Source organism: Paraburkholderia sp. CNPSo 3076, assembly GCF_026343935.1.
In the GTDB taxonomy this organism is placed as follows: Bacteria; Pseudomonadota; Gammaproteobacteria; order Burkholderiales; family Burkholderiaceae; genus Paraburkholderia; species Paraburkholderia nodosa.
Window position 1 is genome coordinate 154,833 of the sequence record NZ_JAPMAL010000009.1, and the last position, 22,131, is coordinate 176,963.

A 22,131-nucleotide genomic window follows, 5' to 3' on the forward strand; every position below is an offset into this window, starting at 1 on the left:
CCGAACATCACGCGCAAACCCTTTTTATATGGGCTTTTGCGGCGTTCGCAATGCTCTCTTCCTGCACCGCAATGCAATCCCCGCCAGACGCAAAAAAGCCGCCCGTAAAGCGGCGGCTTTCCTGTATTTCTGTTTGCATTGCAGTGCGGAAAAAAGCGGTGACTGCAAATTACTCGGCAGCGCCTTCGCGGCTCGCGCGGCGACGCTCGTGCTCTTTGAGGTGACGCTTGCGCAGACGGATCGACTGCGGCGTGACTTCCACGAGTTCGTCGTCGTCGATGAATTCCACGGCGTATTCGAGCGACATCTGGATCGGCGGCACGAGGCGCACGGCTTCGTCGGTGCCCGAGGCGCGCACGTTGGTGAGCTGCTTGCCCTTGATCGGGTTCACGACGAGGTCGTTGTCGCGGCTGTGAATGCCGATGATCATGCCTTCGTACAGCGCGTCGCCCGGCTTCACGAACATGCGGCCGCGGTCCTGCAGCTTCCACAGTGCGTAGGCGACAGCAGCGCCGTCGTCCTGCGAGATCAGCACGCCGTTGCGGCGCTCGCCGAGCGTGCCTTCCTTGATCGGGCCGTAGGCGTCGAACACGTGGCTCATGAGACCCGTGCCGCGCGTGAGCGTCATGAACTCGCCCTGGAAGCCGATCAGGCCACGAGCCGGAATACGGTACTCGAGACGCGTGCGGCCGCGGCTGTCCGACGCCATGTCGAGCATTTCGCCCTTGCGGCGGCCCAGTTCTTCCATCACGCCGCCCTGGTGGGCGTCTTCGACGTCCACGGTCAGCATTTCGTACGGCTCCTGTTTCACGCCGTCGACTTCGTGCAACACCACGCGCGGACGCGACACGGCCAGCTCGTAGCCTTCGCGGCGCATGTTTTCGATCAGGATCGTGAGGTGCAGTTCGCCACGGCCCGACACTTCGAACGTGGTTTCGTCGCCGGTGTCCTTCACGCGCAGCGCGACGTTGTGGTTCAGCTCCTTCGTGAGACGGTCGCGGATCTGGCGGCTCGTCACGAACTTGCCTTCGCGGCCGGCGAGCGGCGACGAGTTCACGAGGAAGTTCATCGTGAGCGTCGGCTCGTCCACCGTGATCATCGGCAGGGCTTCGGGGGTGTCGACCGCGCAGATCGTCGCGCCGATGCCGATGTCTTCGATGCCGTTGATCAGCACGATGTCGCCGGCTTCAGCCGATTCGACCTGCACGCGCTCCAGGCCGCTGAACGACAGCACCTGGTTGATCTTGCGGTTCATCACCTCGCCGTCCGGACCGAAGCGCAGCGCCACCGGCTGACCCGGCTTGATGCGGCCGCGCTTGATACGGCCCACGCCGATACGACCGACGTAGGTCGAATAGTCGAGCGACGTGATCTGCAGCTGGAGCGGACCTTCCGGATCGGCGTCGCGCACCGGCACGTGTTCGAGGATCGCCTCGAACAGCGGACGCATGTCGCCTTCGCGCGCGTCGTCGGAGAGCGACGCGTAGCCGTTCAGGCCCGAAGCGTACACCACCGGGAAGTCGAGCTGTTCTTCGGTCGCGCCGAGCTTGTCGAACAGGTCGAAGGTCTGGTTGATCACCCAGTCGATACGGGCGCCCGGACGGTCGATCTTGTTGACGACGACGATCGGCTTCAGGCCGAGCGCGAGCGCCTTCTTGGTGACGAAGCGCGTTTGCGGCATCGGGCCTTCCACGGCGTCGACGAGCAGCAGCACCGAGTCGACCATCGAGAGCACGCGCTCCACTTCGCCGCCGAAGTCGGCGTGGCCCGGGGTGTCGACGATGTTGATGTGGGTGCCTTCGTACTCGACCGCGCAGTTCTTCGCGAGAATCGTGATCCCGCGCTCTTTTTCGATGTCGTTCGAGTCCATGACGCGTTCGGCGATCTGCTGGTTGTCGCGGAAGGTGCCGGACTGGCGCAGCAGTTGGTCGACGAGCGTGGTCTTGCCGTGGTCGACGTGGGCAATGATGGCGATGTTGCGAAGAGCGCGGGACATAGGAACCTGGGTACAGTTGAGTGCGCCGCGCATGCCTGCTGGCAGGCCCGGCGAGGGCGCGCGGCCGCCGCTTCGATCCGCCCCGGTTTACTGCCGGCGGGTCAATTCAGCATCGCTGCGATGACGCACTTTTGGGAACCTGAAATTGTAGCACGCGCAGATGAATTGATCTTGCGCATATAAGGGGGCACCCTGGATCGGGGTGGCCGGCGTCGCAACGGCGCAACGCGGGCAAAGATGTAACGGGCGCCGCGGCGCGCCGCCCACGCCGCATTTTCTCATGCCCATGGGGCCGGATTAAGCCCCTACTACAAAGGTTTCTCGGCAAAGGCAGAATAAACCTTGCCGCGTCAACTAACCGCCCCTATAATCCCTGCCTGGTCAACCATTGCAGTCGCAGCAGAATCATGACGGATTTGACTCCCACGCCCCCGCCCGAAGTCCGCGACTACGACCTCGGCGAAAGCGTCGGCTACCTGATCTCGCGGGTGAAATCGACCATGTCGAACATGGTCACCCAGCGCGCCGTTGCCGAACTCGGCGTCACGAGCCAGCAGGCCAGCATCCTCTTCATGGTGGCAACCGGCAAATGCACACTCGCGGCCGAACTCGCCCGCGAGTACGGCATCGACGCGAGCGCCGTCACACGCCTCGTCGACCGGCTGGAGAAGCGCGGGCTCCTGAAGCGCGTGCGCAGCTCCGAAGACCGCCGCGCGGTACGCCTCGCGCTCACACCCGAGGGCCTTGCCATCGCCGCGCGCATGCCGGCGATTTTCCGCAGCGTCACGGAGCATCTCTCCGCCGGATTCACGCCTGAGGAAGTCGGCTTCCTGAAGAGCATGTTGCGGCGGATTCTTTCGAATAGCTGCGAAGCTAGCCAGAGTTCGAACCCGAATCCGTCCGAGAATTGATGACGGGGCAAGCAAATTTGAAATTGCCGAACAAGAAAATAGCTGCATCGTCCAGTATCACCACACACTCTCACGCATCGAGACGAGCAATGAAATCCCAAACCGAGTTTGCGCCTGTTCCGGCCGTGCGGGCACTGTCCTGCCGGGCGGCGGCCGCCGCCGCGGTCGCGGCGCTCGCCCTTGCGGGTTGCGCGAACTATATCGGCATCAAGAGCGACAAGACCATCGATCAGCCGCAACAGTTCGAAAGCTCGCAGAGCATTCCGGCGCAAGGCGGCCAGTGGCCCACGCTCGACTGGGCGAACCAGTTCGGCGACCCGCAGTTGCCGAAGCTGATCGATGAGGCGCTCGAAGGCAGCCCGACCATCGCTCAAGCGCAGGCGCGCATTGCCAAGGCGTCGTCGTACATCGAAACCTCGCGCTCGGCGCTCTTCCCGAAGGCCAACCTGAGCTATTCGTGGACCCGCGAGCTGTACTCGGCCAACGCCCTTTTTCCGCCCCCGTACGGCGGCACGTGGTATAGCGAGAACAACGTGCTCGCCAGCGCCTCGTGGGATCTGGACCTCTGGGGCAAGAACCGCCAGCGCCTCGCGCAAGCCGTTTCCGCACAACGTGCCGCCGAGGCGGACATGCAGCAGGCGCGCGTCGCGCTCGCCTCTTCGGTTGCGCGCACGTACAACCAGCTCGCCCAGCTCTACGAGCTGCGCGACATCGCCGTGCATGAGATCGACAACCGCAAGACCATCGGCACGATCACGAACGGCCGCGTGGTGGCGGGCCTCGACACCAACGTCGAGAAACAGACCGCGAACGGCAACATCGCGACGAGCCAGGCGAACCTCTCGCAGATCGACGGCCAGATCGAATCCGTGCGCTATCAGCTCGGCGCGCTGCTCGGCAAGGGCCCCGACCGTGGCCTGCAAATCGCGCAACCGGTGCTCAACCCGGTCGCCAACGTCGCCCTGCCTGACAATCTGCCCGCCGACCTGCTCGCGCGCCGCCCCGACATCGTCGCCGCGCGCTGGCAGGTGGAAGCCGCGATGCACGACGTAAAGGAAGCCAAGGCCGAGTTCTATCCCGACGTGAACCTCGCGGCCGGCTTCGGCTTCGACGCGTTCGGCTGGGGCAAATTCCTGAACTTCACGAGCCGCCAGGCGAACATCGGGCCGGCCGTGCATTTGCCGCTCTTCGACGCGGGCGCGTTGCGTGCGCAGTTGAAGGGCCGCTACGCCGACTTCGAGCTCGACGTGGCGAACTACAACCAGACGCTCATCGGCGCGTTCCAGGACGTGGCGACCAACGTATCGACGATCCGCTCGGCGGACAAGCAGCTCGTGGACGCCGATCGCGCGCTCGACGCGTCGACCAAGGCCTGGCAGCTCGCGGTGATCCGCTACAAGGCGGGGCTCTCCGAGCAGCTTCAGGTGCTCAACGCCGACCAGAACCGCCTAGCCGCGGAGCAGACGGTGTCGAACCTGAAGGCGCAGCGCCGCGACCAGCAGATGGCGCTCATCAAGTCGCTTGGCGGCGGCTTTGAAGCGCAAGGCGCGGGTCTCACGCCGCCCGCCGAAGTCGGCAGCGAAGCGCGGGGCCAGAGCGACGTGAACGGTGCCCCGTGGCGCGGTACGCGCTCGCCGCAGAACGCGGCGGCAGCGACGAACGCGGCCAACGCTACGCCTGCGTCGAATTGAGCGCCGAGCAGCACACGAACATCAAAAACTGAACGAACAGCACGCAAGCATCCGGAGATCCTTCCATGAGCACCCCCCAGCAGCCGGCGGCCAATCCGCAGCCGAACGCGAACAGCGGCAAGCGCAAGCGCATGATGACGCTGCTTGTCCTCGTGATCGTGATTGCAGCCGTTGCCTACGGCCTGTACTACTTCCTCGTCGCGCGCTTTACCGAAAGCACGGACGACGCCTACGTGAACGGCAACGTCGTGCAGATCACGCCGCAGGTCACCGGCACCGTGATCGCACTGAAAGCGGACGACACGCAAACCGTGAACGTCGGCGACCCGCTCGTGCTGCTCGATCCGGCCGACGCGCGCGTCACGCTCGAGCAAACCGAAGCGCAGCTCGCGCAGACGGTGCGTCAAGTGCGCGGCCTGTTCGCCGACGACAGCCAGTACGAAGCGCAAGTTGCGCAGCGTCAGTCCGACCTCTCGCGTGCGCAGGACGACCTGCGTCGCCGTATGCAGGTCGCGCAGACGGGCGCCGTCTCGCAGGAAGAGATTTCGCACGCCCGCGACGCCGTGCGCAGCGCCGAAGCCGCACTCGAAGCCGCGCAGCAGCAGCTCGCCGCGAACCGCGCGTTGACCGCGAACACGACCATCGCCAATCACCCGAACGTCGAGGCCGCCGCAGCCAAGGTGCGCGACGCCTATCTCGCGAACGCGCGCAACACGCTGCCAGCGCCCGTTACCGGCTACGTGGCCAAGCGCTCGGTGCAGGTGGGCCAGCGCGTCTCGCCGGGCAATCCGCTGATGTCGGTGGTGCCGCTGAGCTCGCTGTGGGTCGACGCCAACTTCAAGGAAGTGCAGCTCAAGCACATGCGCATCGGCCAGCCGGTCGAGATGACAGCCGACGTGTATGGCTCGTCGGTCGTCTACCACGGCAAGGTGGTGGGCTTCTCGGCGGGCACGGGCTCGGCCTTCTCGCTGCTGCCTGCGCAGAACGCGACGGGTAACTGGATCAAGGTGGTGCAGCGCCTGCCGGTGCGTATCTCGCTCGATCCCGAAGACCTGCAGAAGCACCCGCTGCGTATCGGCCTCTCGATGCAAGTGGACGTGAGCATCCGCAACGATTCGGGCACGCAGCTCGGCAATGCGCAGAACACCGTCTACGAGACCGATGTGTTCGCCAAGTACGGCGCAGAAGCCGATGCGGAAATCGCGCGCATCATCGCCGAAAACGCCGGTCCGAATGCGCACAAGGCTGCTAGTAACAACGCCAGCAGCGCGACCAGCAACACAGCCGCCAAGGCGCAGGTGTCGTCCGCTCACGCGGCGAAGCCGGGCGCGTAAGGCTGATCGAAGCCCTGATAAAAGCACTCGCAAGCGCCGGCGCGGGCTGATCCTCAGCCCGCGCCGCTTTGCTTCGTGTTGCCTCAAACAGGTCAACAAGAAAGGACGCAATGGCAGCAGCACAACAACCCGTCGCGCATCCGCCGCTACAGGGCGCGCAACTCGTGATCGGCACCATCGCGGTGTCGCTCGCGGTGTTCATGAACGTGCTCGACACCTCGATCGCGAACGTGTCGATCCCGTCGATCTCGGGCGACCTCGGCGTGTCGTCCGACCAGGGCACGTGGGTCATCACCTCGTTCGCGGTGGCCAACGCGATTTCGGTGCCGCTCACGGGCTGGCTCACCGACCGCATCGGCCAGGTGCGCCTCTTCATGGCGTCGATCATCCTGTTCGTGATCTCATCGTGGATGTGCGGCCTCGCGCCCACGCTGCCCATTCTGCTCGCCTCGCGCGTGCTGCAAGGCGCCGTGGCCGGCCCGATGATCCCGCTTTCGCAAACGCTGCTGCTCGCGAGCTATCCGCGCGCGAAGGCGCCCATGGCGCTCTCGATGTGGTCGATGACCACACTGATCGCGCCGGTAGCCGGCCCGATTCTTGGCGGCTGGATCTCGGACAACATTTCGTGGCCGTGGATTTTCTACGTGAACATCCCCGTTGGCATTATCGCGGCGCTCGCCACGTGGATGATCTTCCGCAATCGTGATTCGGTCGTGAAGAAGGCGCCGATCGACGGCGTGGGTCTTGCGCTCCTCATCATCTGGGTGGGCTCGCTGCAGGTGATGCTCGACAAGGGCAAGGATCTCGACTGGTTTTCGTCCACCACGGTTGTCGTGCTCGCGCTCACCGCAGTGATCTCATTCGCGTTCTTCGTGGTGTGGGAGCTGACTGCCGCTCATCCGGTTGTGGACCTGTCGCTCTTCGCGCGGCGCAATTTCACGGGCGGCACGATCGCGCTTTCGGTGGGCTACGGGCTGTATTTCGGCAATCTCGTGCTGCTGCCCCTGTGGCTGCAAACCACGCTCGGCTACACCGCAACGGACGCGGGCCTCGTGATGGCGCCGGTGGGCTTCTTCGCCATCCTGCTCTCACCCATCACGGGCAAGATCTTGCCGCGCACCGACCCGCGCTATATCGCGACGACAGCCTTCATTGTGTTCGCACTATGCTTCTGGATGCGCTCGCAATACACGACCGGCGTGGACACGTGGGCGCTCACGCTGCCTACGCTCATTCAGGGCATCGGCATGGCGGGTCTGTTCATTCCACTCGTGTCCATCACACTATCGGGGCTGCCGGGCAGCCGTATCCCCGCGGCGTCCGGCCTGTCGAACTTCGTGCGGATCATGTGCGGCGGTATCGGCACGTCGATCTTCGAGACGGCGTGGGATCACCGCACGACGTTTCACCACGCGCGCCTGAACGAAGTGGCCACGCCGACCAACCCGGTCTTCAACCAGTCGATGCAGCAATTCCAGGGCGCGGGTCTCGATCCTTCGCAGGCGCATGGGCTCTTCGACCGGATGCTCTCGCAGCAGGCCGCGCAGCTCGGTGTGAACGACCTGTTCTGGATTTCCTCGATGATCTTCATCGTGCTGATCGCGCTCATCTGGATCACGCGGCCCGAGCGTGCCGGCGGTGCGGACGCGGGTGCAGCGGCTTCGGCAGCGCACTGAAGTTGATGCGTTAGCGCTTGCGGGTGCCCATAGCAAAACGGCACGTCCGGTTGTTCACCGGCGTGCCGTTTTTGTTTTTGCGCTCCTGGCGCGGTGCGAGTACGCTCAGGCCGCGCCGCTGACCACTAGCCGCTCCGGCGCAAGCACGCCGTTCGCGGCCTTCGCGACGCCGAGCAAGCGCCCATCTTCCGCGTACACGCGCACGCGCTCGGCCGCTTCGCAAATCGCGCGATCGAGCAGCAGCTCGTTGAGCGGCAAGCGCTGGCCATGCGTGAAGCGGCGCGCCGCTTCCGCGTCGAGCGTGACGGCGGGGAACGTGGAGAGCAGCGCATCGACGGGTTGCAGCCAGGTGTCGCGCACGGGCTCGTCGGCGGCCGTGAGTGCGTCGAGCGTCACCGCATGCTCGAGCGTGAGCGCCCCCACACCCGTACGCCGCAGCATCACGAGATGCGCGCCGCAGCCAAGCGCCTCGCCGATATCTTCGGCAAGCGTGCGGACGTACGTGCCCTTGCTGCAGGTCACGCGAAACGTCACCTCGGGAACCTCGGGAAGCGCACAGGCGATCATCTCCAGCGCAAGGATCTTCACCTCGCGCCCCTCGCGCTCGACCGTCTGGCCCGCACGCGCATATTCATAGAGCGGCTTGCCGTCGCGCTTGAGCGCCGAATACATCGGCGGTACCTGCACGATGTCGCCGAGGAAGCGCGTCATCGCCTCACGCACGGCGGCTTCATCGCAGCTGACCTCGCGCGTTTCGATCGCCTCGCCTTCGGCGTCGCCGGTGGCCGTGCGAATGCCGAGGCGCATGGTCGCCTCATAGGTCTTGTCGGCTTCGAGCAGATCCTGCGAAAACTTGGTCGCCTCGCCAAAGCACAGCGGCAGCAGGCCCGACGCGAGCGGATCGAGCGTGCCAGTGTGGCCGGCCTTCTTCACGCGGTACAGACGCTTCGCACGAATCAACGCGTCGTTGCTGGACAGGCCAACGGGCTTGTCCAGCAGCAGCACGCCGTCGAGCAGGCGACGCGGGACTTTCGGTCGCGCCCCGCCCTGATTCTGTTTCGATGATGCAGTCATTGCCCGCGTCAGTCGTCCTTCGCGCGCGTGGCGTTCGCCTCGTCGATCAGGCGCGACATCTCGACACCCTTTTCGACCGACTGGTCATAGTGAAAATGCAGCGTCGGCACCGTGTGAATATGCAGGCGCTTGAAGAGCTGGTTGTGCAGATGGCCTGCGGCGTGATTGAGCGCTTCCTGCGTGGTCTTCGGGTCGCCCGTGAGGGTCGTGAAGTAGACCTTGGCGTGCGCGTAGTCGGGTGTGAGTTCGACGCTCTGGATCGTCACGAGCCCGATTCGCGGGTCCTTCACTTCGCGCATCAGCTCAGACAGATCGCGCTGGATCTGATCCGCGATCTGCACGTTGCGATTCGGGGAAGTACGTTTTTTCGGCATGATGGTTCCACCTCTTTATCTGCGAGGCATTCAGGCGGCGTTGCGTCCATGCAGGGGCAAACGGCCGCGCAAAAAACAAAACGGGCGGGGCTGGCCAGCGCCTGCCCCGCCCGTTATCGGCAAACCCGCGGCAAACCCGCGGCCAAGCGGGCGACCCTGAAGGTCTGCCCGCGGGCGCCGCTGTATTACAGCGTACGCGCGACTTCGGTGATCTCGAACACTTCGAACTGGTCGCCTTCGACGATGTCGCTGAAGTTCTTGATCGACATACCGCACTCGAAGCCTTGCTTGACTTCCTTGACGTCGTCCTTGAAGCGCTTGAGCGAGTCGAGTTCGCCGGTATGGATGACTACGTTGTTGCGGATCACGCGCACCGACGACGAACGCTTGACGAAACCGTCCGTGACCATACAACCCGCAATCAGGCCGACCTTCGGCACGCGAATCACCTGACGCACCTCGGCCATGCCCGTGACCGTCTCGCGCTTCTCCGGCGCCAGCATGCCCGACATCGCCGCCTTCACCTCATCCACTGCGTCATAGATGATGTTGTAGTAGCGGATGTCGATGCCATTCGCCTCGGCAACCTTACGCGCCTGCGCATCTGCACGCGTATTGAAGCCGATGATGACCGCCTTCGAAGCCGTTGCCAGGTTGACGTCCGACTCGCTGATCGCACCGACCGCGCTGTGCACGATCTGCACGCGCACTTCGCTGGTCGACAGTTTGAGCAGCGATTGCACCAGCGCTTCCTGCGAACCCTGCACGTCCGCCTTGACGATGAGCGGCAGGTTCTGCACTTCGCCTTCGCCCATCTGCTCGAGCATGTTTTCGAGCTTCGCGGCCTGCTGCTTCGCCAGCTTGACGTCGCGGAACTTGCCTTGACGGAACATGGCGATTTCACGCGCCTTGCGATCGTCCGGCAGCACGATGACTTCTTCGCCCGCGCCCGGCACTTCCGACAGACCCTGGATCTCGACCGGAATCGACGGGCCCGCTTCCTTCGTGGGCTTGCCGGTTTCGTCGAGCATCGCGCGCACGCGGCCGTAGGCGCTGCCAGCGAGCACGACGTCGCCACGGTTCAGGGTGCCGGACTGGACGAGGATCGTTGCAACCGGACCCTTACCCTTGTCGAGCTTCGCTTCGATCACGAGACCCTTGGCCGGCGCTGTGACCGGTGCAGTCAGTTCCAGCACTTCGGCCTGCAGCAGCACGTTTTCGAGCAGATCGTCGATGCCCGCGCCGGTTTTCGCCGACACCGGCACGAACGGCGAGTCGCCGCCGTACTCTTCCGGCACGACGCCTTCTGCGACGAGCTCCTGCTTCACGCGCTCGAGGTTCGCGTCCGGCTTGTCGATCTTGTTGATCGCCACGACGAGCGGCACACCCGCAGCCTTGGCGTGCGAGATCGCTTCCTTCGTTTGCGGCATCACGCCGTCGTCGGCTGCGACCACCAGAATAACGATGTCGGTTGCCTTCGCACCGCGAGCACGCATGGCCGTAAAGGCCTCGTGACCCGGCGTGTCGAGGAACGTGATGACGCCACGCGGCGTTTCGACGTGGTAAGCGCCGATGTGCTGCGTAATGCCGCCCGCTTCGCCCGCGGCAACCTTGGCGCGGCGGATGTAGTCGAGCAGCGACGTCTTGCCGTGGTCGACGTGACCCATGACCGTGACGACCGGCGGACGCGGCAGCTGCTCGGCGTCCGTAGCCGTGCCCTGACCTTCGACCAGCAGCGCTTCCGGATCGTCGAGCTTCGCGGCAACCGCACGGTGGCCGAGTTCCTCGACGATGATCATCGCCGTTTCCTGGTCGAGCATCTGGTTGATGGTGACCATCTGGCCCATCTTCATCATCACCTTGATGACTTCCGATGCCTTCACGGACATCTTGTGCGCGAGGTCGGCCACCGTGATGGTTTCCGGCACGTGCACTTCACGCACGATCGGCTCGGTCGGCGCCTGGAACGTCGAAGCGTCCTGGTGACGGCCACGGCCCTTCGGGCCGCCGCGCCAGCCGCGGTCCACGCCGCCCGACGAGTCGCCGCGCGTCTTGATGCCACGGCGCTTGGCCGCGTCGTCCTGCCAGCCGCCCTTGCCTGCGCCCGGCTTCTTGTTGCGGTCGCCCGCGCCGGCACCCGGCGCGCTCGTCGAAGGCGCGGCCGTCGTGGCCGGCTTCTTCGCCGCGGCGCCTGCACCGGCCGGACGGGCCGGAGCACCTTCCGGACGGGCCGGCTTGTGCAGCGTGCCCTTGGCTTCGGCGGGCTTGGCCGGCGGCTCGACGGGCTTGGGCGGCTCGGGCGCCTTCACCTGCGCCTTGCGCGGCGTGTTCATCATTTCGCGGATCGCGCGCGCTTCGGCTTCGGCAGCCGCACGGCGGCGGGCGATCTCGTCCTGTTCCTTCTGCGCCTTTTCGGCGGCTTCGCGTGCGGCGGCTTCGGCCTTCTGGGCCGCTTCGCGCTGCGCGGCGCGCTCGGCTGCGGCGCGCTGTTCTTCTTGCTGATCCTGCGCTTGCTTCACTTCTTTCGCTTCCGCTTCGGCATTGCGCTGCGCAGCCACGGCCTGAGCGGCCAGCTCGCGAGCGGCGGCATCGGCCGAAGCCTTCTTCTTTGCAGCTTCTTCTTCGGCACGGCGGCGCTCGGCCTCGGCGGCCTCTTCGCGCGAACGGCGCTCCGACTCTTCACGCGCGAGCAGTTCCTGGCGCTCCTTGAGCTCCAGGGCCTGACGCTCGAGCAGTTCTGCCTCGCGGCGCGCTTCTTCCTCGCGGCGCTGCAGCTCCGCCTCTTCGGCGGCAGCGGCTGCGTCGGCTGCATGATTCGATGCATCCGCTTCACCGGCGGACTCGTCGCGGCGGACGAACGTGCGCTTCTTGCGCACCTCGACCTGAATGGTGCGTGCCTTACCCGTCGAATCGGACTGCTTGATCTCCGACGTATGCCGTTTCGTCAGCGTGATCTTGCGCTTGTCTGCATCAGTCGAGCCGTGAGACTTGCGCAAGTGATCGAGCAGACGCGCCTTGTCGGTTTCCGACAAGGCATCGCTCTCGCTCGCTTTCGTGACGCCCGCCGCCTGCAGCTGCTCGAGCAGCACGCCGGCAGGCATCTTCAGTTCCGCGGCAAATTGGGCTACGTTGTTACTCGCCATTCATTCCTCTTAATGCAAGGACCGATTCCTTGCGGTTGACATCGGGTCATGCGGCCTTCGGTGCCTCGCGTTCTGCAAGGCTCCGCCGCGTTCAGTTCAGTGGGTCATGGTCGCTTCCTGCTCGTCGCGCCCTGATGCAGTTTCCCGTCGGCGGGTTACTGGAACCAGTGCTCACGTGCCTTCATGATCAACGCCTTGGCGGCGTCCTCTTCCATTCCCGTCATTTCGACCAGCTCGTCCACGGCCAGCTCGGCGAGCTCGTCGCGGGTGTGAACTTCATGCTGCGCCAGTTTCGCGAGCAGGTCCGGGTCGATACCGTCCAGACTCTTGAGGTCCAGCGCGGCGCTTTCCACCTTCTCCTCGTTCGCGATCGCCTGCGTGAGCAGCGCATCGCGAGCGCGGTTGCGCAACTCGTGCACGGTGTCCTCGTCGAACGCCTCGATTTCCAGCATTTCGTTGAGCGGCACGTAGGCGATCTCTTCGAGGCTCGTGAAGCCTTCGTCGATCAGGATGTCGGCGACTTCCTCATCCACGTCGAGACGCGCCATGAACAGGTCGCGCAGCACCGTGCGCTCCTGATTCTGCTTTTGCGCAGATTCGTCCGGCGTCATGATATTGATTTGCCAGCCGGTCAGTTCACTGGCGAGACGCACGTTCTGGCCGCTACGGCCGATCGCGACTGCGAGTTCGCTCTCGTCGACCACGACGTCCATCGAGTGCTTTTCCTCGTCGACGACGATCGACTGCACGGCAGCCGGCGCGAGCGCGCCGATCACGAACTGGGCGGGATCTTCCGACCATAGCACGATGTCGACGTTTTCGCCACCGAGCTCGTTGCGCACGGCCTGCACGCGCGAACCGCGGATGCCCACGCAGGTGCCGATCGGATCGATGCGCTTGTCATAAGCCACCACGCCGATCTTGGCGCGTACACCCGGATCGCGCGCCGCCGCCTTGATCTCGAGAAGGCCCTGTTCGATTTCGGGCACTTCCATTTCGAACAGCTTCATCAGGAACTCGGGCGCCGTGCGCGAGAGTTCGATCTGCGGGCCGCGCGCGGTGCGGTCGACCTTGCCGATCCAGGCGCGCACGCGGTCGCCCACGCGCAGGTTTTCCTTCGGAATCAGCTGGTCGCGGCGCAGCAGCGCTTCCACACGACCGGATTCGACGATGAAGTTGCCCTTGTCCATGCGCTTGACCGTACCGGTCATGATGCTTTCGCCGCGCTCGAGGAAGTCGTTCAGAATCTGTTCGCGCTCGGCGTCGCGCACCTTCTGCAGGATGACCTGCTTGGCGGCCTGTGCGCCGATACGGCCGAACTCGACCGAAGCTACCGGCTGCTCGACGAAGCCGTCGATCTGCGCTTCCGGGTCTTGCTCGCGCGCTTCGAACAGCAGGATTTCCTGGTCCGGCTCCTGCAAGCCCGCCTCGTCCGGCACGACGCGCCAGCGGCGGAACGTTTCGTGTTCGCCGCTTTCGCGATCGATATGCACGCGAATATCCGCATCCTCGTCGAAGAGTTTCTTGGAGGCCGACGCAAGCGCCGCTTCAAGGGCGGCGAACACCACGTCCTTGTCGACATTCTTCTCGCGTGCCAGCGCATCCACCAGCATCAACACTTCGCGACTCATTGTTTGCGGCTCCTAAAGTCAACTTTGGGGACAAGGCGTGCTTTGTCGATGTCCGCGAGCGTGAAATCGAGCATCGCAGGACCCGCCTTCCCTTCGAATTCCAGACCGATGGATTCGCCTTCGGGAGCATGCACGATGCCCCGGTACGATTTCCGTCCGTCTAATGGCTTTTTCAACGTGATTACCGCTTCGCAGCCTGCGAAGCGTTCGAAGTCCGCCAGTTTTTTCAGCGGACGGTCGAGACCCGGCGACGAAACCTCGAGTCGCTCGTAGTCGATGTTCTCGACCGTCAGAACGTGCTGCAGCTGACGCGTGACCTTCTCGCAGTCCTCGATCGCGATCCCCGCGGGCTGATCGATGAAGATGGTCAGCATGCCGCGCCCGGTGCGCTCGAGGTCGACCAGCTCGTAACCGAGCCCGGTGACCGTGGTTTCAATCAGTTCCGTCAGTTGCACAATGCCCACTCCAGATGTTCTGCGCAGCGGGCCAGCAACTTCCTTCGCTCTAATTCTTGCTTCGCTAGGGATTCGCGGGCCGCGCGCCAGGTGAGCGCGCGCGCTTCTCACCTACCTGCCCCACGATGACGAACGACCTGGCGCGTTGGTGACTTTAGACGCCCCCAAATTGACAATGCCGAACGTGAAACGTCGGCATTTTGGTAACCAGTTTGGGGCGAACCAAAAAAAAATGGGCGAAACGCCCATCTTCTCACTTAGCCAGGTGGTCGCACCTGGGGCGCAAATAACAGCCGCACGCCCAGCGACTTTGTGATTCTAGCCTTTTTTACACATTAACGCAAATCACAGGTCAAGCCGGAGCGGCCTTTTACCGTTATTTATGGGCTCGCAAGGGGATTTTCCGGTGTTTTGCGCGCTAACCACGCGTATCGCCGCCGTTGCGTGGCCGCGACGCCCGCCGCATGGTGCGGCCGGGCGTCGCGCCTCGCGGGTCAATGCCCGCGAGTGCGGTTGCGAGGCGTGCCACGCTGGCCGCCACGGCTGTTGCCGCCCGCGCGGTCGCCACTGGAGTTGGCATTGCCAGCGTTGCCGGGACCGCTGCGGCGATTCCCGTTGGCATTGCCGCCCGCACGCTTACCCTGCGCGCCCGGCGCACGGTTGCCGTCGACTTCGCGGCCGCCTGCACGGTTGCCGCCACGGCCGCCGAAACCGGAGCCCGCGCCGAAATTGCCATGACCGGCGCCCGCGCCGCCGCCGAATCCGCCCGTCGCGCCGCGCCGTCCCTGGCCCTGACGCGGCTGACCCATCGCACCGTGCGAGCTCAGCACCGGCTCGCGGTTGATGAAGCCCATCGACGTCTGCATCGGATCGGGCTGGCGACGCTCCTGCTCCTTGCCGCCACGACCGCCCTTCTCTTCGCTCGGCGCCTTCAGGCCGACCGCTGCCATCAGCGCGCGCACCTCGTTGTCTTCGAGCTCTTCCCAGCGGCCACGCTTGAGGCCCTTGGGCAGCGCGATCGGGCCGTGGCGCGTGCGGATCAGGCGGCTCACCATCAGGCCTGCCGCCTCGAACATACGGCGCACTTCGCGGTTACGCCCTTCGGCCAGCGCGACGTGATACCAGTGATTCGTGCCTTCGCCGCCGCCGTCGCGGATGCGCAGGAAACTCGCGGGGCCGTCCTCGAGCTCGACGCCCTTGAGCAGCTTCTGGCGATTACCCTCGGTCAGCTCGCCCACGACGCGCACGGCATATTCGCGCTCCACGCTGTAGCGCGGGTGCATGAAACGGTTGGCCAGGTCCCCCGAGGTGGTCAGCATCAGCAGACCTTCGGTGTTGAAGTCCAGACGGCCGACAGCCAGCCACTTCGCCGTTTTCATCGGCGGCAGGCGGTCGAACACCGACGGGCGGCCTTCCGGATCGGCGTGGCTCACGATTTCGCCGGTCGGCTTGTGATAGATCAGCACGCGCGGCGGCTTGTTCTGCAGCTTGCGCTTGATGGGCTTGCCATTGATGCGGACCTGGTCGGTCGGCAGAATGCGCTGGCCAATGTGCGCGGGCTCGCCGTTCACTGAGACGCGCCCGGCGATGATCAGCTCTTCCATGTCGCGGCGCGAGCCCATGCCCGCATCCGCCAGCACCTTGTGGAGCTTGGGCGCGTCGTCGTCCGGGCTCAGCACGCGCTTGGGCTGCTGGGCACGGCCGCGGCGCAGCATCGGTGCGTGCACGCCCGAACTGGCGCCGTTGTCGGCGTCGAACGCCGGCGACGTCACATAGAGGAACAGGTCGTCCTGCGTGGACTCGCCCGCGGCGGCGGCTGCCGGCTGGCCTTCGCCTCGACCCTGGCCCTGACCTTGGCCCTTCTGGCGTTTGCCCGCGCCTTGCTGGCGCTCGCCCTGCTGGCGTTCGCCTCGACGCTCACCCTGAGCGGGGGCGCCGGTGTTCTGGCGGCGGGCCGGCTTCTTCGCGCCTGCGTCCTTGTTGCGCGGTGCGCGCCCGGCGGGAGCGCGCTCAGCCGCCGCTTCCGGCGCGGCAGCAGGCGCTTCGGACGCGTCGGCGCCTTCAGCAGACTTTGTCTTCGCGCCCGCGCGGCGGCGCGCGATCAGGCTGCGCGGCCCGCGGCGCAGGCCGCGGCGTGGGCGCTCTTCGCCCTCGCCGCCCTGTGCTTCGCCTTCGACCTGCGTAGCACGCGTGTCGTCGTCGCGCGCGGAGGACGCGCGGCGCGCGGATTCGGGCGCGTCGGTCGAATCGGTGTCGTGGATATCAGTCAAAACAACCTCAAATGTCAGGTTGCGCGCCCGCTTGCGGGGCGCGTCAAAAATGCTTGTTGCTTCAGATGCCGCGTCGTGCGGCTTCGTCGTCCGTCGTTGAGACGGGGTCGTCCTGCGCCGCGTCGCGGCGGTCTTCGTGTTCTTCTTCGCCCGCCGCATCTGCTGCGTGCGCGGCATCCTGCGCGTGAGTCTCCGGGGCTAGCCCGTGCTGCGCGAGGCTTGTTTCGTCAGGTACCGCTTCGCCCGAGGCATCGGCTGCGTATGCAACGTCTGCGCCTGCCGCCTCGTGCGTTTGTTCCGTCGCGTGCGTCTCGTACGCTGCGCTTTCGGGCTGTGCGGGCGTTTCGACGCCGGACGTTTCGACGCCCGACGCTTCGCCCTCGGCTACCGGCGTCAGCGCATCTTCCGCGCCCGCTGCTTCGGTGGCCGCCTCGGGCTGGCCTTCCGCGACGAGCTGCGCCGCGGCGCTATCGGGAAACTCGATCGCATGCTGCGCAAGCAGTTGCTCCCCGAACTGGCTCGACGGATCGTCGAGCGGCGGCAATTCGTCGAGCGACTTCAGTCCGAGATCGTCGAGAAACTCCCGTGTCGTTGCATAGAGCGCCGGGCGGCCCGGCACGTCACGATGACCGATGACTTCGATCCAGTTACGGTCCTCGAGCTGTTTGACGACCTGCGTGTTGACCGTGACGCCACGAATTTCCTCGATGTCGCCGCGCGTGACCGGCTGCCGGTACGCGATGATCGCGAGCGTTTCGAGGACCGCGCGCGAATAGCGCGGCGGCTTTTCGGGGTGCAACCGGTCAAGGTACGTCCGCATGGCCGGCTTGCTCTGAAAGCGCCAGCCCGACGCGAGCCCCACCAGCTCGACGCCGCGCCCGGACCATTCATGCCGCAGGTCTTCGAGCAGGTTGCGGACCGTGTCGGCCGAAATGTCGTCGGCAAACAGTTTGCGCAGTTCGCCGATCTTCAACGGCTCCTGCGTGCAGATCAATGCAGTCTCGAGGACGATTTTCGCCTCTTGGGTATTCATGCAGCCAGGTCAGACCCTAAGTAAGGTAAATCAGGTTCAAGGAACCGGATCAGACAGACGAAAGACGATATGGAACTGGAGACGCGCTCGCCCGATTCTGATCGGTCATATTGATGGGAGCACGCACCGGGGGGCCGAAATTCAGGCAAGAGCCAGACCCAGCCGGAGGGAGCCGCGAAATTCCCGCAGGGATTCGCTTGACTGAGCGCCATATTACGCAAAAACGCTGGGTGCGTAAAGACGCCATTCCGCATGAGGCGCCTCATTTTAATCCGGGCCCCGCCATCGCTTTATGTGCGCTCGCGCCACGCGGCCGCATGGCGCGGCGCATGCCGGCCGTACGCACGCCCAGTGCCGGCTCAATACGCTCGCACCGCCTCCAGATAGCGCGCGAGTCGCTCGACGCCTGCGTCGAGCCGCGCCGGATCGCACGCATAGCACCAGCGCACGAAGCCTTCCCCTTGCGGTCCGAACGCGCTGCCCGGCGCGAGCCCGAGGCCCGCGTCGCGCACCAGCGCCTTGCATAGCTCGAGGCTATTCTGCGCGCCGGCCAGCCGGAAAAAGAGGTACATCGCGCCGTGTGGCACCTTCACGTCGACGCCGGGCAGTTTCGCCAGCGCCGCGGCGAGGTGGTCGCGCGAAGCGCGCAGATCGGCCACCAGCGCCCGCGTGAACGGCTCTCCGTGCTCGACAGCCGCAATGCCGGCCTGCTGCACGAACGAGGGCGCGCACGAGGTGTTGTACTCGACCAGCTTGCTGAGATCGTCGGTCAAGGTGCGCGGCACGACCATCCAGCCGAGCCGCCAGCCGGTCATGAGCCAGGCCTTCGAAAACGAATTGACGCAGATCAGCCGCTCTTCGCGCGACGCCATGTCGAGGAACGAGGGGGCGGTGCGCTCACTCGCGTCGCCGTAGTAAAGGCGCTCGTAGACCTCGTCGGCGACGATCCAGATGCCGAGGCGCCGGCAATGCTCGAGCACCGTGCGCTGCTGGTCGCGCGTCATCACCCAGCCGGTCGGATTGTTCGGCGAGTTGATCATGAGCAGGCGCGTATCGGGCGTGAGCGCCGCCAGCAGCCGGTCGAGATCGAGCGTCCAGCCGTGCTCGCCGTAGCTGAGCGAGACCGTCTCGACCGTGGCGCCGAGGATCTTCGGGATTTCGACGAGGTTCGGCCACAGCGGGGTCACCGCCACCACCCGGTCGCCCGCGCCGACGACGAGCTGCGCCGCGAGCATCAGCGCGTTGACGCCGGCGCTCGTGACCGCCAGGCTGTCCACCGACGTCGCGCCGTGCAGTTCGCTCACGTAGCGCGCGAGCGATTCGCGCAGCGGCGCGATGCCGAGGTTGTGCGTATAGAACGTGTCGCCGCGCCCCAGCGCCTCGGCGGCCGCCTCGCGAATGAACGGCGGCGTCACGCGGTCCGACTCGCCGAACCAGAACGGCAGCACGTCGGGAACGCCGAACCCGGCGTTCGCCACTTCGCGGATCTGCGACGAGCGCAACGCACGCACCGCTTCACGCGGCAGGGAGATGGAGGACGACGGTTCGAAATCGCTCATCGGGGTTCCGGGTGGCACAGAATGTGGGAAAACATGCAGTGTAGCGCGCGGCCCCGCGCGATGAGGACCACGCCTGCAAGCGTCAGCGCAACGGCGTCAACGTTGCGCTTCGGGCTGGCCGGCAAGTTGACGGATCAGCGACCAGACGGCTTCGGCGGCAGGCGAAAGCGAGCGGTCGCGCCGCCGCACGAGCTCGACGGTGCGCTCCGCGCGCGGCACGAGCGGCCGCGCAAGCAGGGGCGCGCCCGCCGGCACCGGCAGCGCGAGCCAGGGCAACACGCTGATGCCTACGCCCGCCTCGACGAGGCCGAAGACCGTGGCCGGATGACCCAGCTCCTGCACCACGCGTGCGCGCACGCCCTGCTCGCTCATCACGGCGTCGATGAGCGGGCGGCTGCCCGAGGCGTAGTCCAGCATCACCAGACGCTCGCCGTCCAGCTCCTTCCAGGGGACTTCCTGGCTCAGCGCGAGCGCGTGATCGCCGCGCACGACCACGCAGAACGAGTCCGTGGTCAGGCATTCCGTTTCGAGATCCTCAGCGGCAAAGGGTCCGATGATGACACCGAAGTCCACCTCGCCCGAGCGGATCTTGCGGACGACGTCGCTCTGCACATCGTCGCGCAATCCAAGCGTAATGTAGGGAAACTGCCGCCCGCACGCGGCAACGACCTGAGGCATCAAGCGGCACGCGACCGTCGGACTGGCCGCCACGACGACGCGGCCACGCCGCTGCTCGCCGATCTCGCGAATCTCGCGCAAGGCATCGTCGAGATCGTTGAGCAGGCGCGGAATGCTTGCGATCAGGTTCGCGCCCACATCGGTGAGCTGCACCTCGCGCGTGGTCCGGTCGACGAGCTTCACGCCAATCTCGGCTTCGAGTTCGCGCACGCAGCGGCTCACCGCAGACTGCGTGAGCCCGATTTCGTCCCCTGCCCGGCTAAAACTCTGCAGCCGGGCGACCTCGATGAACACCCGCAACTGCCGCAGCGTCACATTCATCCACTCGCCTCATGAATTGTCCGTTTTCATGCAATTCTATGCCGGACACCCACTGTTACGGGTAGATGACCCTCACTGCCCATTGTTCGCCGCAATGCAGCAATACGGCGCAAACGCACGTCGGACGGGCTTGCCTGCACAAGATTGGTGATTCTCCCGATTTTCTCGATAGGTGTTTTCGAGTCTTATACGCCCCTGGCAATCTCCCGCGCGGGCTTGGCGCCACGCGGCTTCAAGACGAGAACGTACGTGCTGGCACGGTTTTCGCATTAAGGCACGCACAGGTTCGATGGACGTACCGGAAACATTGAGTCCGGGACGATCCAGCCGGGCCCGCCTGGTACTCCGGCATCCGGCCGGGAGTACATGAAGAGTGCGCAGCGCGGGGCAGCGCACCGGAGATAGCTTCGCTGAGGTGAAACATGATGCTGTTCGACGATTTGAGAGACAACGAATGGGCGCTGGTCGAGGCGTTGTTCTGTGCCGAACCGGCACGGAGCGAACGGCGCGGACGGCCTCGCGTCGAAGCGCGTGCTGTGGTCAACGCGGTGCTCTGGGTGCTTTCGACGGGTGAGGGCTGGTCCAAGCTGCCGGGCCGCTACCCGTCGCCGCCGACTTGCCGCCGTCGTTTCGACGAGTGGCAGGCAGACGGGACGCTTGCAGAGATCGTCAAGCGGCTTAGCACGAGCGGGCGTGAAATTTCGCTGCGCGGCCGTATCGGCGCCACGGCGACCAAGCCGCCGGCGCCGCCCAGCCGTGATCGCCTGCGCGGCGCGTTCTGGACCAATCCGGAATCGTGGCGCGCGCCGGTCAAGATGGCCTGAGCCACGCTTCACTTGCTTTTCCGCCGGGCGCCTCGTGCGCCCGGCGTGTTTTTCTCTGACCCCTTCCGCACTTCGCGGTCAGTTGCAGACTGCTTTCCGGTCATGCACTAATAGCGCCGCCCCTCTCCAGCCGATGCAGACTGCATCGACATCGCTGCGTCCGCAACCAGGCGACCGGCACCGCGATACATCTCTTTACCAATATTTACAGCGCGCTTTCGCGGCCGACGTTAGCTTAGGAGCATACCCACTAACGTCAAGAAACCGGATTGACGGGAACCACCATGAAATCCATGAACCTGCACATTCGGGGCATCATGGTTTCGCTGTCCGCCCTCGCCCTCTTCGCGCCAACGGCCTCGTTCGTTTCGTTCAGCGCCGCGGCCCAGCCGCCGCATGCCTCCGCACCGACATGGTCGATATCACGCACCGGCGCGCGCGCCATGCCGCCCGTAGCGCCTGGCCCGAACGCGGGCAAGCCGCCCGTGCCGCGCGGCGACTTGCGCGGCGACATTGCGGACAATGCCCGCCGCAGCGCGCCGCAGAAGCAGGAACCGACGCAGCGCCGGTAAGCCGGCCAGCGAAACACCATCGAGGGGACGGCCGGAACCGATGAAAGCGCCGCGATTACGGGCGCCGGCAAGACCGTCCGGCAGGTCGCGGCTCAGCATATACCCTGCCCCGGGGAACCACCGCGCTTCATGTGCGGTCTATCCTTACGCCATCAAGCACAGCGTGGCAGCAGTAATTCCGGTAAGCCCGTATCTTTCGATGCGGGCTTTTTTTTGGCGGGAAAGAGGATTCAGCGCTACTGGCTGGCTTCGAGGCCGGATTGGGGCACGCGCTCCGCGACGTAGTCGGCCACGCGATGCGCGCTCCACTGCACCGTGCGCTCGTCGCGTGCGAGCCGGGCGAATTCGGCGCGGCCGCGATCGGTCAGCACCGCGATATCGACGGGCGCATGGAAACCCGGCGCCGGCGCAACCGTGCGCTGCCGGACGATGTCCATCATGCCGAGATCGCGCAAATACTGGAACACTTCAGGACGACGCGCCCACGGGACCTGCCGATACTGCACCCGCCTCAGCGCTTCGAGTACTGCTTCGTTGGAATACGTGGTCATCTCACTTCTTTCTTAAAATGCAGTCCTGCGATCATTGA

The 22,131-nt window shown here is 65.3% G+C and carries 16 protein-coding genes and 1 pseudogene; 6 read left to right on the top strand and 11 right to left on the bottom strand.

Features of this window, described 5'->3' with window-relative positions; genetic code table 11:
• Nucleotides 1-169: 169 nt before the first annotated feature.
• Nucleotides 170-1,996, bottom strand: coding sequence for a translational GTPase TypA (gene typA, locus M3A49_RS12760; RefSeq protein ID WP_266228981.1), 1,827 nt, complete (start codon nucleotides 1,994-1,996; stop codon nucleotides 170-172).
• 407 nt (nucleotides 1,997-2,403) lie between these two features.
• Between typA and M3A49_RS12765 the strand changes: the two genes are divergently transcribed.
• The 4 genes from M3A49_RS12765 (at nucleotide 2,404) to M3A49_RS12780 (ending at nucleotide 7,608) form a co-directional block, all read left to right on the top strand.
• On the top strand, nucleotides 2,404-2,907 hold the full coding sequence (locus M3A49_RS12765; protein ID WP_266228982.1) for a MarR family winged helix-turn-helix transcriptional regulator: 504 nt from the start codon (nucleotides 2,404-2,406) through the stop codon (nucleotides 2,905-2,907).
• Nucleotides 2,908-2,996: 89 nt separating this feature from the next.
• Nucleotides 2,997-4,598, top strand: a complete 1,602-nt coding sequence (locus M3A49_RS12770; protein ID WP_266228983.1) for an efflux transporter outer membrane subunit — start codon at nucleotides 2,997-2,999, stop codon at nucleotides 4,596-4,598.
• Between the two features lie 65 nt (nucleotides 4,599-4,663).
• Nucleotides 4,664-5,932 carry an EmrA/EmrK family multidrug efflux transporter periplasmic adaptor subunit gene (locus tag M3A49_RS12775; protein WP_254355105.1) on the top strand — a complete coding sequence of 423 codons (1,269 nt, stop codon included), beginning with the start codon at nucleotides 4,664-4,666 and terminating at the stop codon, nucleotides 5,930-5,932.
• A gap of 110 nt (nucleotides 5,933-6,042) precedes the next feature.
• Nucleotides 6,043-7,608, top strand: a complete 1,566-nt coding sequence (locus M3A49_RS12780; protein ID WP_266228984.1) for a DHA2 family efflux MFS transporter permease subunit — start codon at nucleotides 6,043-6,045, stop codon at nucleotides 7,606-7,608.
• Between the two features lie 105 nt (nucleotides 7,609-7,713).
• On the opposite strand, the gene truB is transcribed toward M3A49_RS12780, so the two are convergent.
• The 9 genes from truB to M3A49_RS12825 all read right to left on the bottom strand — a co-directional run bounded on the left by truB (nucleotide 7,714) and on the right by M3A49_RS12825 (nucleotide 20,146).
• The gene (gene truB / locus M3A49_RS12785) at nucleotides 7,714-8,682 is read right to left on the bottom strand and encodes a tRNA pseudouridine(55) synthase TruB (protein WP_266228985.1); all 969 of its coding nucleotides are present in this window, start codon (nucleotides 8,680-8,682) and stop codon (nucleotides 7,714-7,716) included.
• 8 nt (nucleotides 8,683-8,690) lie between these two features.
• Nucleotides 8,691-9,056 carry a 30S ribosome-binding factor RbfA gene (gene rbfA / locus M3A49_RS12790; RefSeq protein ID WP_042272510.1) on the bottom strand — a complete coding sequence of 122 codons (366 nt, stop codon included), beginning with the start codon at nucleotides 9,054-9,056 and terminating at the stop codon, nucleotides 8,691-8,693.
• Nucleotides 9,057-9,241: 185 nt separating this feature from the next.
• A complete protein-coding gene (gene infB, locus M3A49_RS12795; protein WP_254355102.1) occupies nucleotides 9,242-12,199 on the bottom strand; it encodes a translation initiation factor IF-2 in 2,958 nt (985 codons plus the stop codon).
• A gap of 155 nt (nucleotides 12,200-12,354) precedes the next feature.
• Entirely contained in the window at nucleotides 12,355-13,830 is a 1,476-nt protein-coding gene (nusA, locus tag M3A49_RS12800; RefSeq protein WP_254355101.1) for a transcription termination factor NusA, read from the bottom strand.
• Nucleotides 13,827-14,285 (bottom strand): ribosome maturation factor RimP, encoded by a 459-nt coding sequence (gene rimP / locus M3A49_RS12805; RefSeq protein WP_028204813.1) that lies wholly within the window; start codon nucleotides 14,283-14,285, stop codon nucleotides 13,827-13,829. The genes nusA and rimP overlap by 4 nt, the downstream gene beginning before the upstream one ends.
• 494 nt (nucleotides 14,286-14,779) lie before the next feature.
• On the bottom strand, nucleotides 14,780-16,555 hold the full coding sequence (gene rluB, locus M3A49_RS12810) for a 23S rRNA pseudouridine(2605) synthase RluB (RefSeq protein WP_266228986.1): 1,776 nt from the start codon (nucleotides 16,553-16,555) through the stop codon (nucleotides 14,780-14,782).
• Nucleotides 16,556-16,616: 61 nt separating this feature from the next.
• A complete protein-coding gene (gene scpB, locus M3A49_RS12815) occupies nucleotides 16,617-17,588 on the bottom strand; it encodes an SMC-Scp complex subunit ScpB (RefSeq protein ID WP_266228987.1) in 972 nt (323 codons plus the stop codon).
• 359 nt (nucleotides 17,589-17,947) lie between these two features.
• Nucleotides 17,948-19,147 (bottom strand): pyridoxal phosphate-dependent aminotransferase, encoded by a 1,200-nt coding sequence (locus M3A49_RS12820; RefSeq protein WP_266228988.1) that lies wholly within the window; start codon nucleotides 19,145-19,147, stop codon nucleotides 17,948-17,950.
• 96 nt (nucleotides 19,148-19,243) lie between these two features.
• The gene (locus M3A49_RS12825; RefSeq protein WP_028204809.1) at nucleotides 19,244-20,146 is read right to left on the bottom strand and encodes a LysR family transcriptional regulator; all 903 of its coding nucleotides are present in this window, start codon (nucleotides 20,144-20,146) and stop codon (nucleotides 19,244-19,246) included.
• A gap of 425 nt (nucleotides 20,147-20,571) precedes the next feature.
• Between M3A49_RS12825 and M3A49_RS12830 the strand changes: the two are divergent.
• Nucleotides 20,572-20,967: pseudogene (locus M3A49_RS12830) on the top strand (transposase); the annotation flags it as partial.
• Between the two features lie 287 nt (nucleotides 20,968-21,254).
• Nucleotides 21,255-21,542 carry a hypothetical protein gene (locus M3A49_RS12835; protein ID WP_266228989.1) on the top strand — a complete coding sequence of 96 codons (288 nt, stop codon included), beginning with the start codon at nucleotides 21,255-21,257 and terminating at the stop codon, nucleotides 21,540-21,542.
• 236 nt (nucleotides 21,543-21,778) lie between these two features.
• Here M3A49_RS12835 and M3A49_RS12840 read toward each other — a convergent pair whose 3' ends face one another.
• Complete coding sequence (locus M3A49_RS12840) at nucleotides 21,779-22,093, bottom strand: hypothetical protein (RefSeq protein ID WP_069267881.1); 315 nt, start codon at nucleotides 22,091-22,093, stop codon at nucleotides 21,779-21,781.
• Nucleotides 22,094-22,131 lie beyond the last annotated feature (38 nt).

Coding starts and splice junctions, on each gene's coding strand:
- typA (WP_266228981.1), bottom strand. CDS start 1,996: ATGTCCCGCGCTCTTCGCAACATCGCCATCATTGCCCACGTCGACCAC.
- M3A49_RS12765 (WP_266228982.1), top strand. CDS start 2,404: ATGACGGATTTGACTCCCACGCCCCCGCCCGAAGTCCGCGACTACGAC.
- M3A49_RS12770 (WP_266228983.1), top strand. CDS start 2,997: ATGAAATCCCAAACCGAGTTTGCGCCTGTTCCGGCCGTGCGGGCACTG.
- M3A49_RS12775 (WP_254355105.1), top strand. CDS start 4,664: ATGAGCACCCCCCAGCAGCCGGCGGCCAATCCGCAGCCGAACGCGAAC.
- M3A49_RS12780 (WP_266228984.1), top strand. CDS start 6,043: ATGGCAGCAGCACAACAACCCGTCGCGCATCCGCCGCTACAGGGCGCG.
- truB (WP_266228985.1), bottom strand. CDS start 8,682: ATGACTGCATCATCGAAACAGAATCAGGGCGGGGCGCGACCGAAAGTC.
- rbfA (WP_042272510.1), bottom strand. CDS start 9,056: ATGCCGAAAAAACGTACTTCCCCGAATCGCAACGTGCAGATCGCGGAT.
- infB (WP_254355102.1), bottom strand. CDS start 12,199: ATGGCGAGTAACAACGTAGCCCAATTTGCCGCGGAACTGAAGATGCCT.
- nusA (WP_254355101.1), bottom strand. CDS start 13,830: ATGAGTCGCGAAGTGTTGATGCTGGTGGATGCGCTGGCACGCGAGAAG.
- scpB (WP_266228987.1), bottom strand. CDS start 17,588: ATGAATACCCAAGAGGCGAAAATCGTCCTCGAGACTGCATTGATCTGC.
- M3A49_RS12820 (WP_266228988.1), bottom strand. CDS start 19,147: ATGAGCGATTTCGAACCGTCGTCCTCCATCTCCCTGCCGCGTGAAGCG.
- M3A49_RS12825 (WP_028204809.1), bottom strand. CDS start 20,146: ATGAATGTGACGCTGCGGCAGTTGCGGGTGTTCATCGAGGTCGCCCGG.
- M3A49_RS12835 (WP_266228989.1), top strand. CDS start 21,255: ATGAAATCCATGAACCTGCACATTCGGGGCATCATGGTTTCGCTGTCC.
- M3A49_RS12840 (WP_069267881.1), bottom strand. CDS start 22,093: ATGACCACGTATTCCAACGAAGCAGTACTCGAAGCGCTGAGGCGGGTG.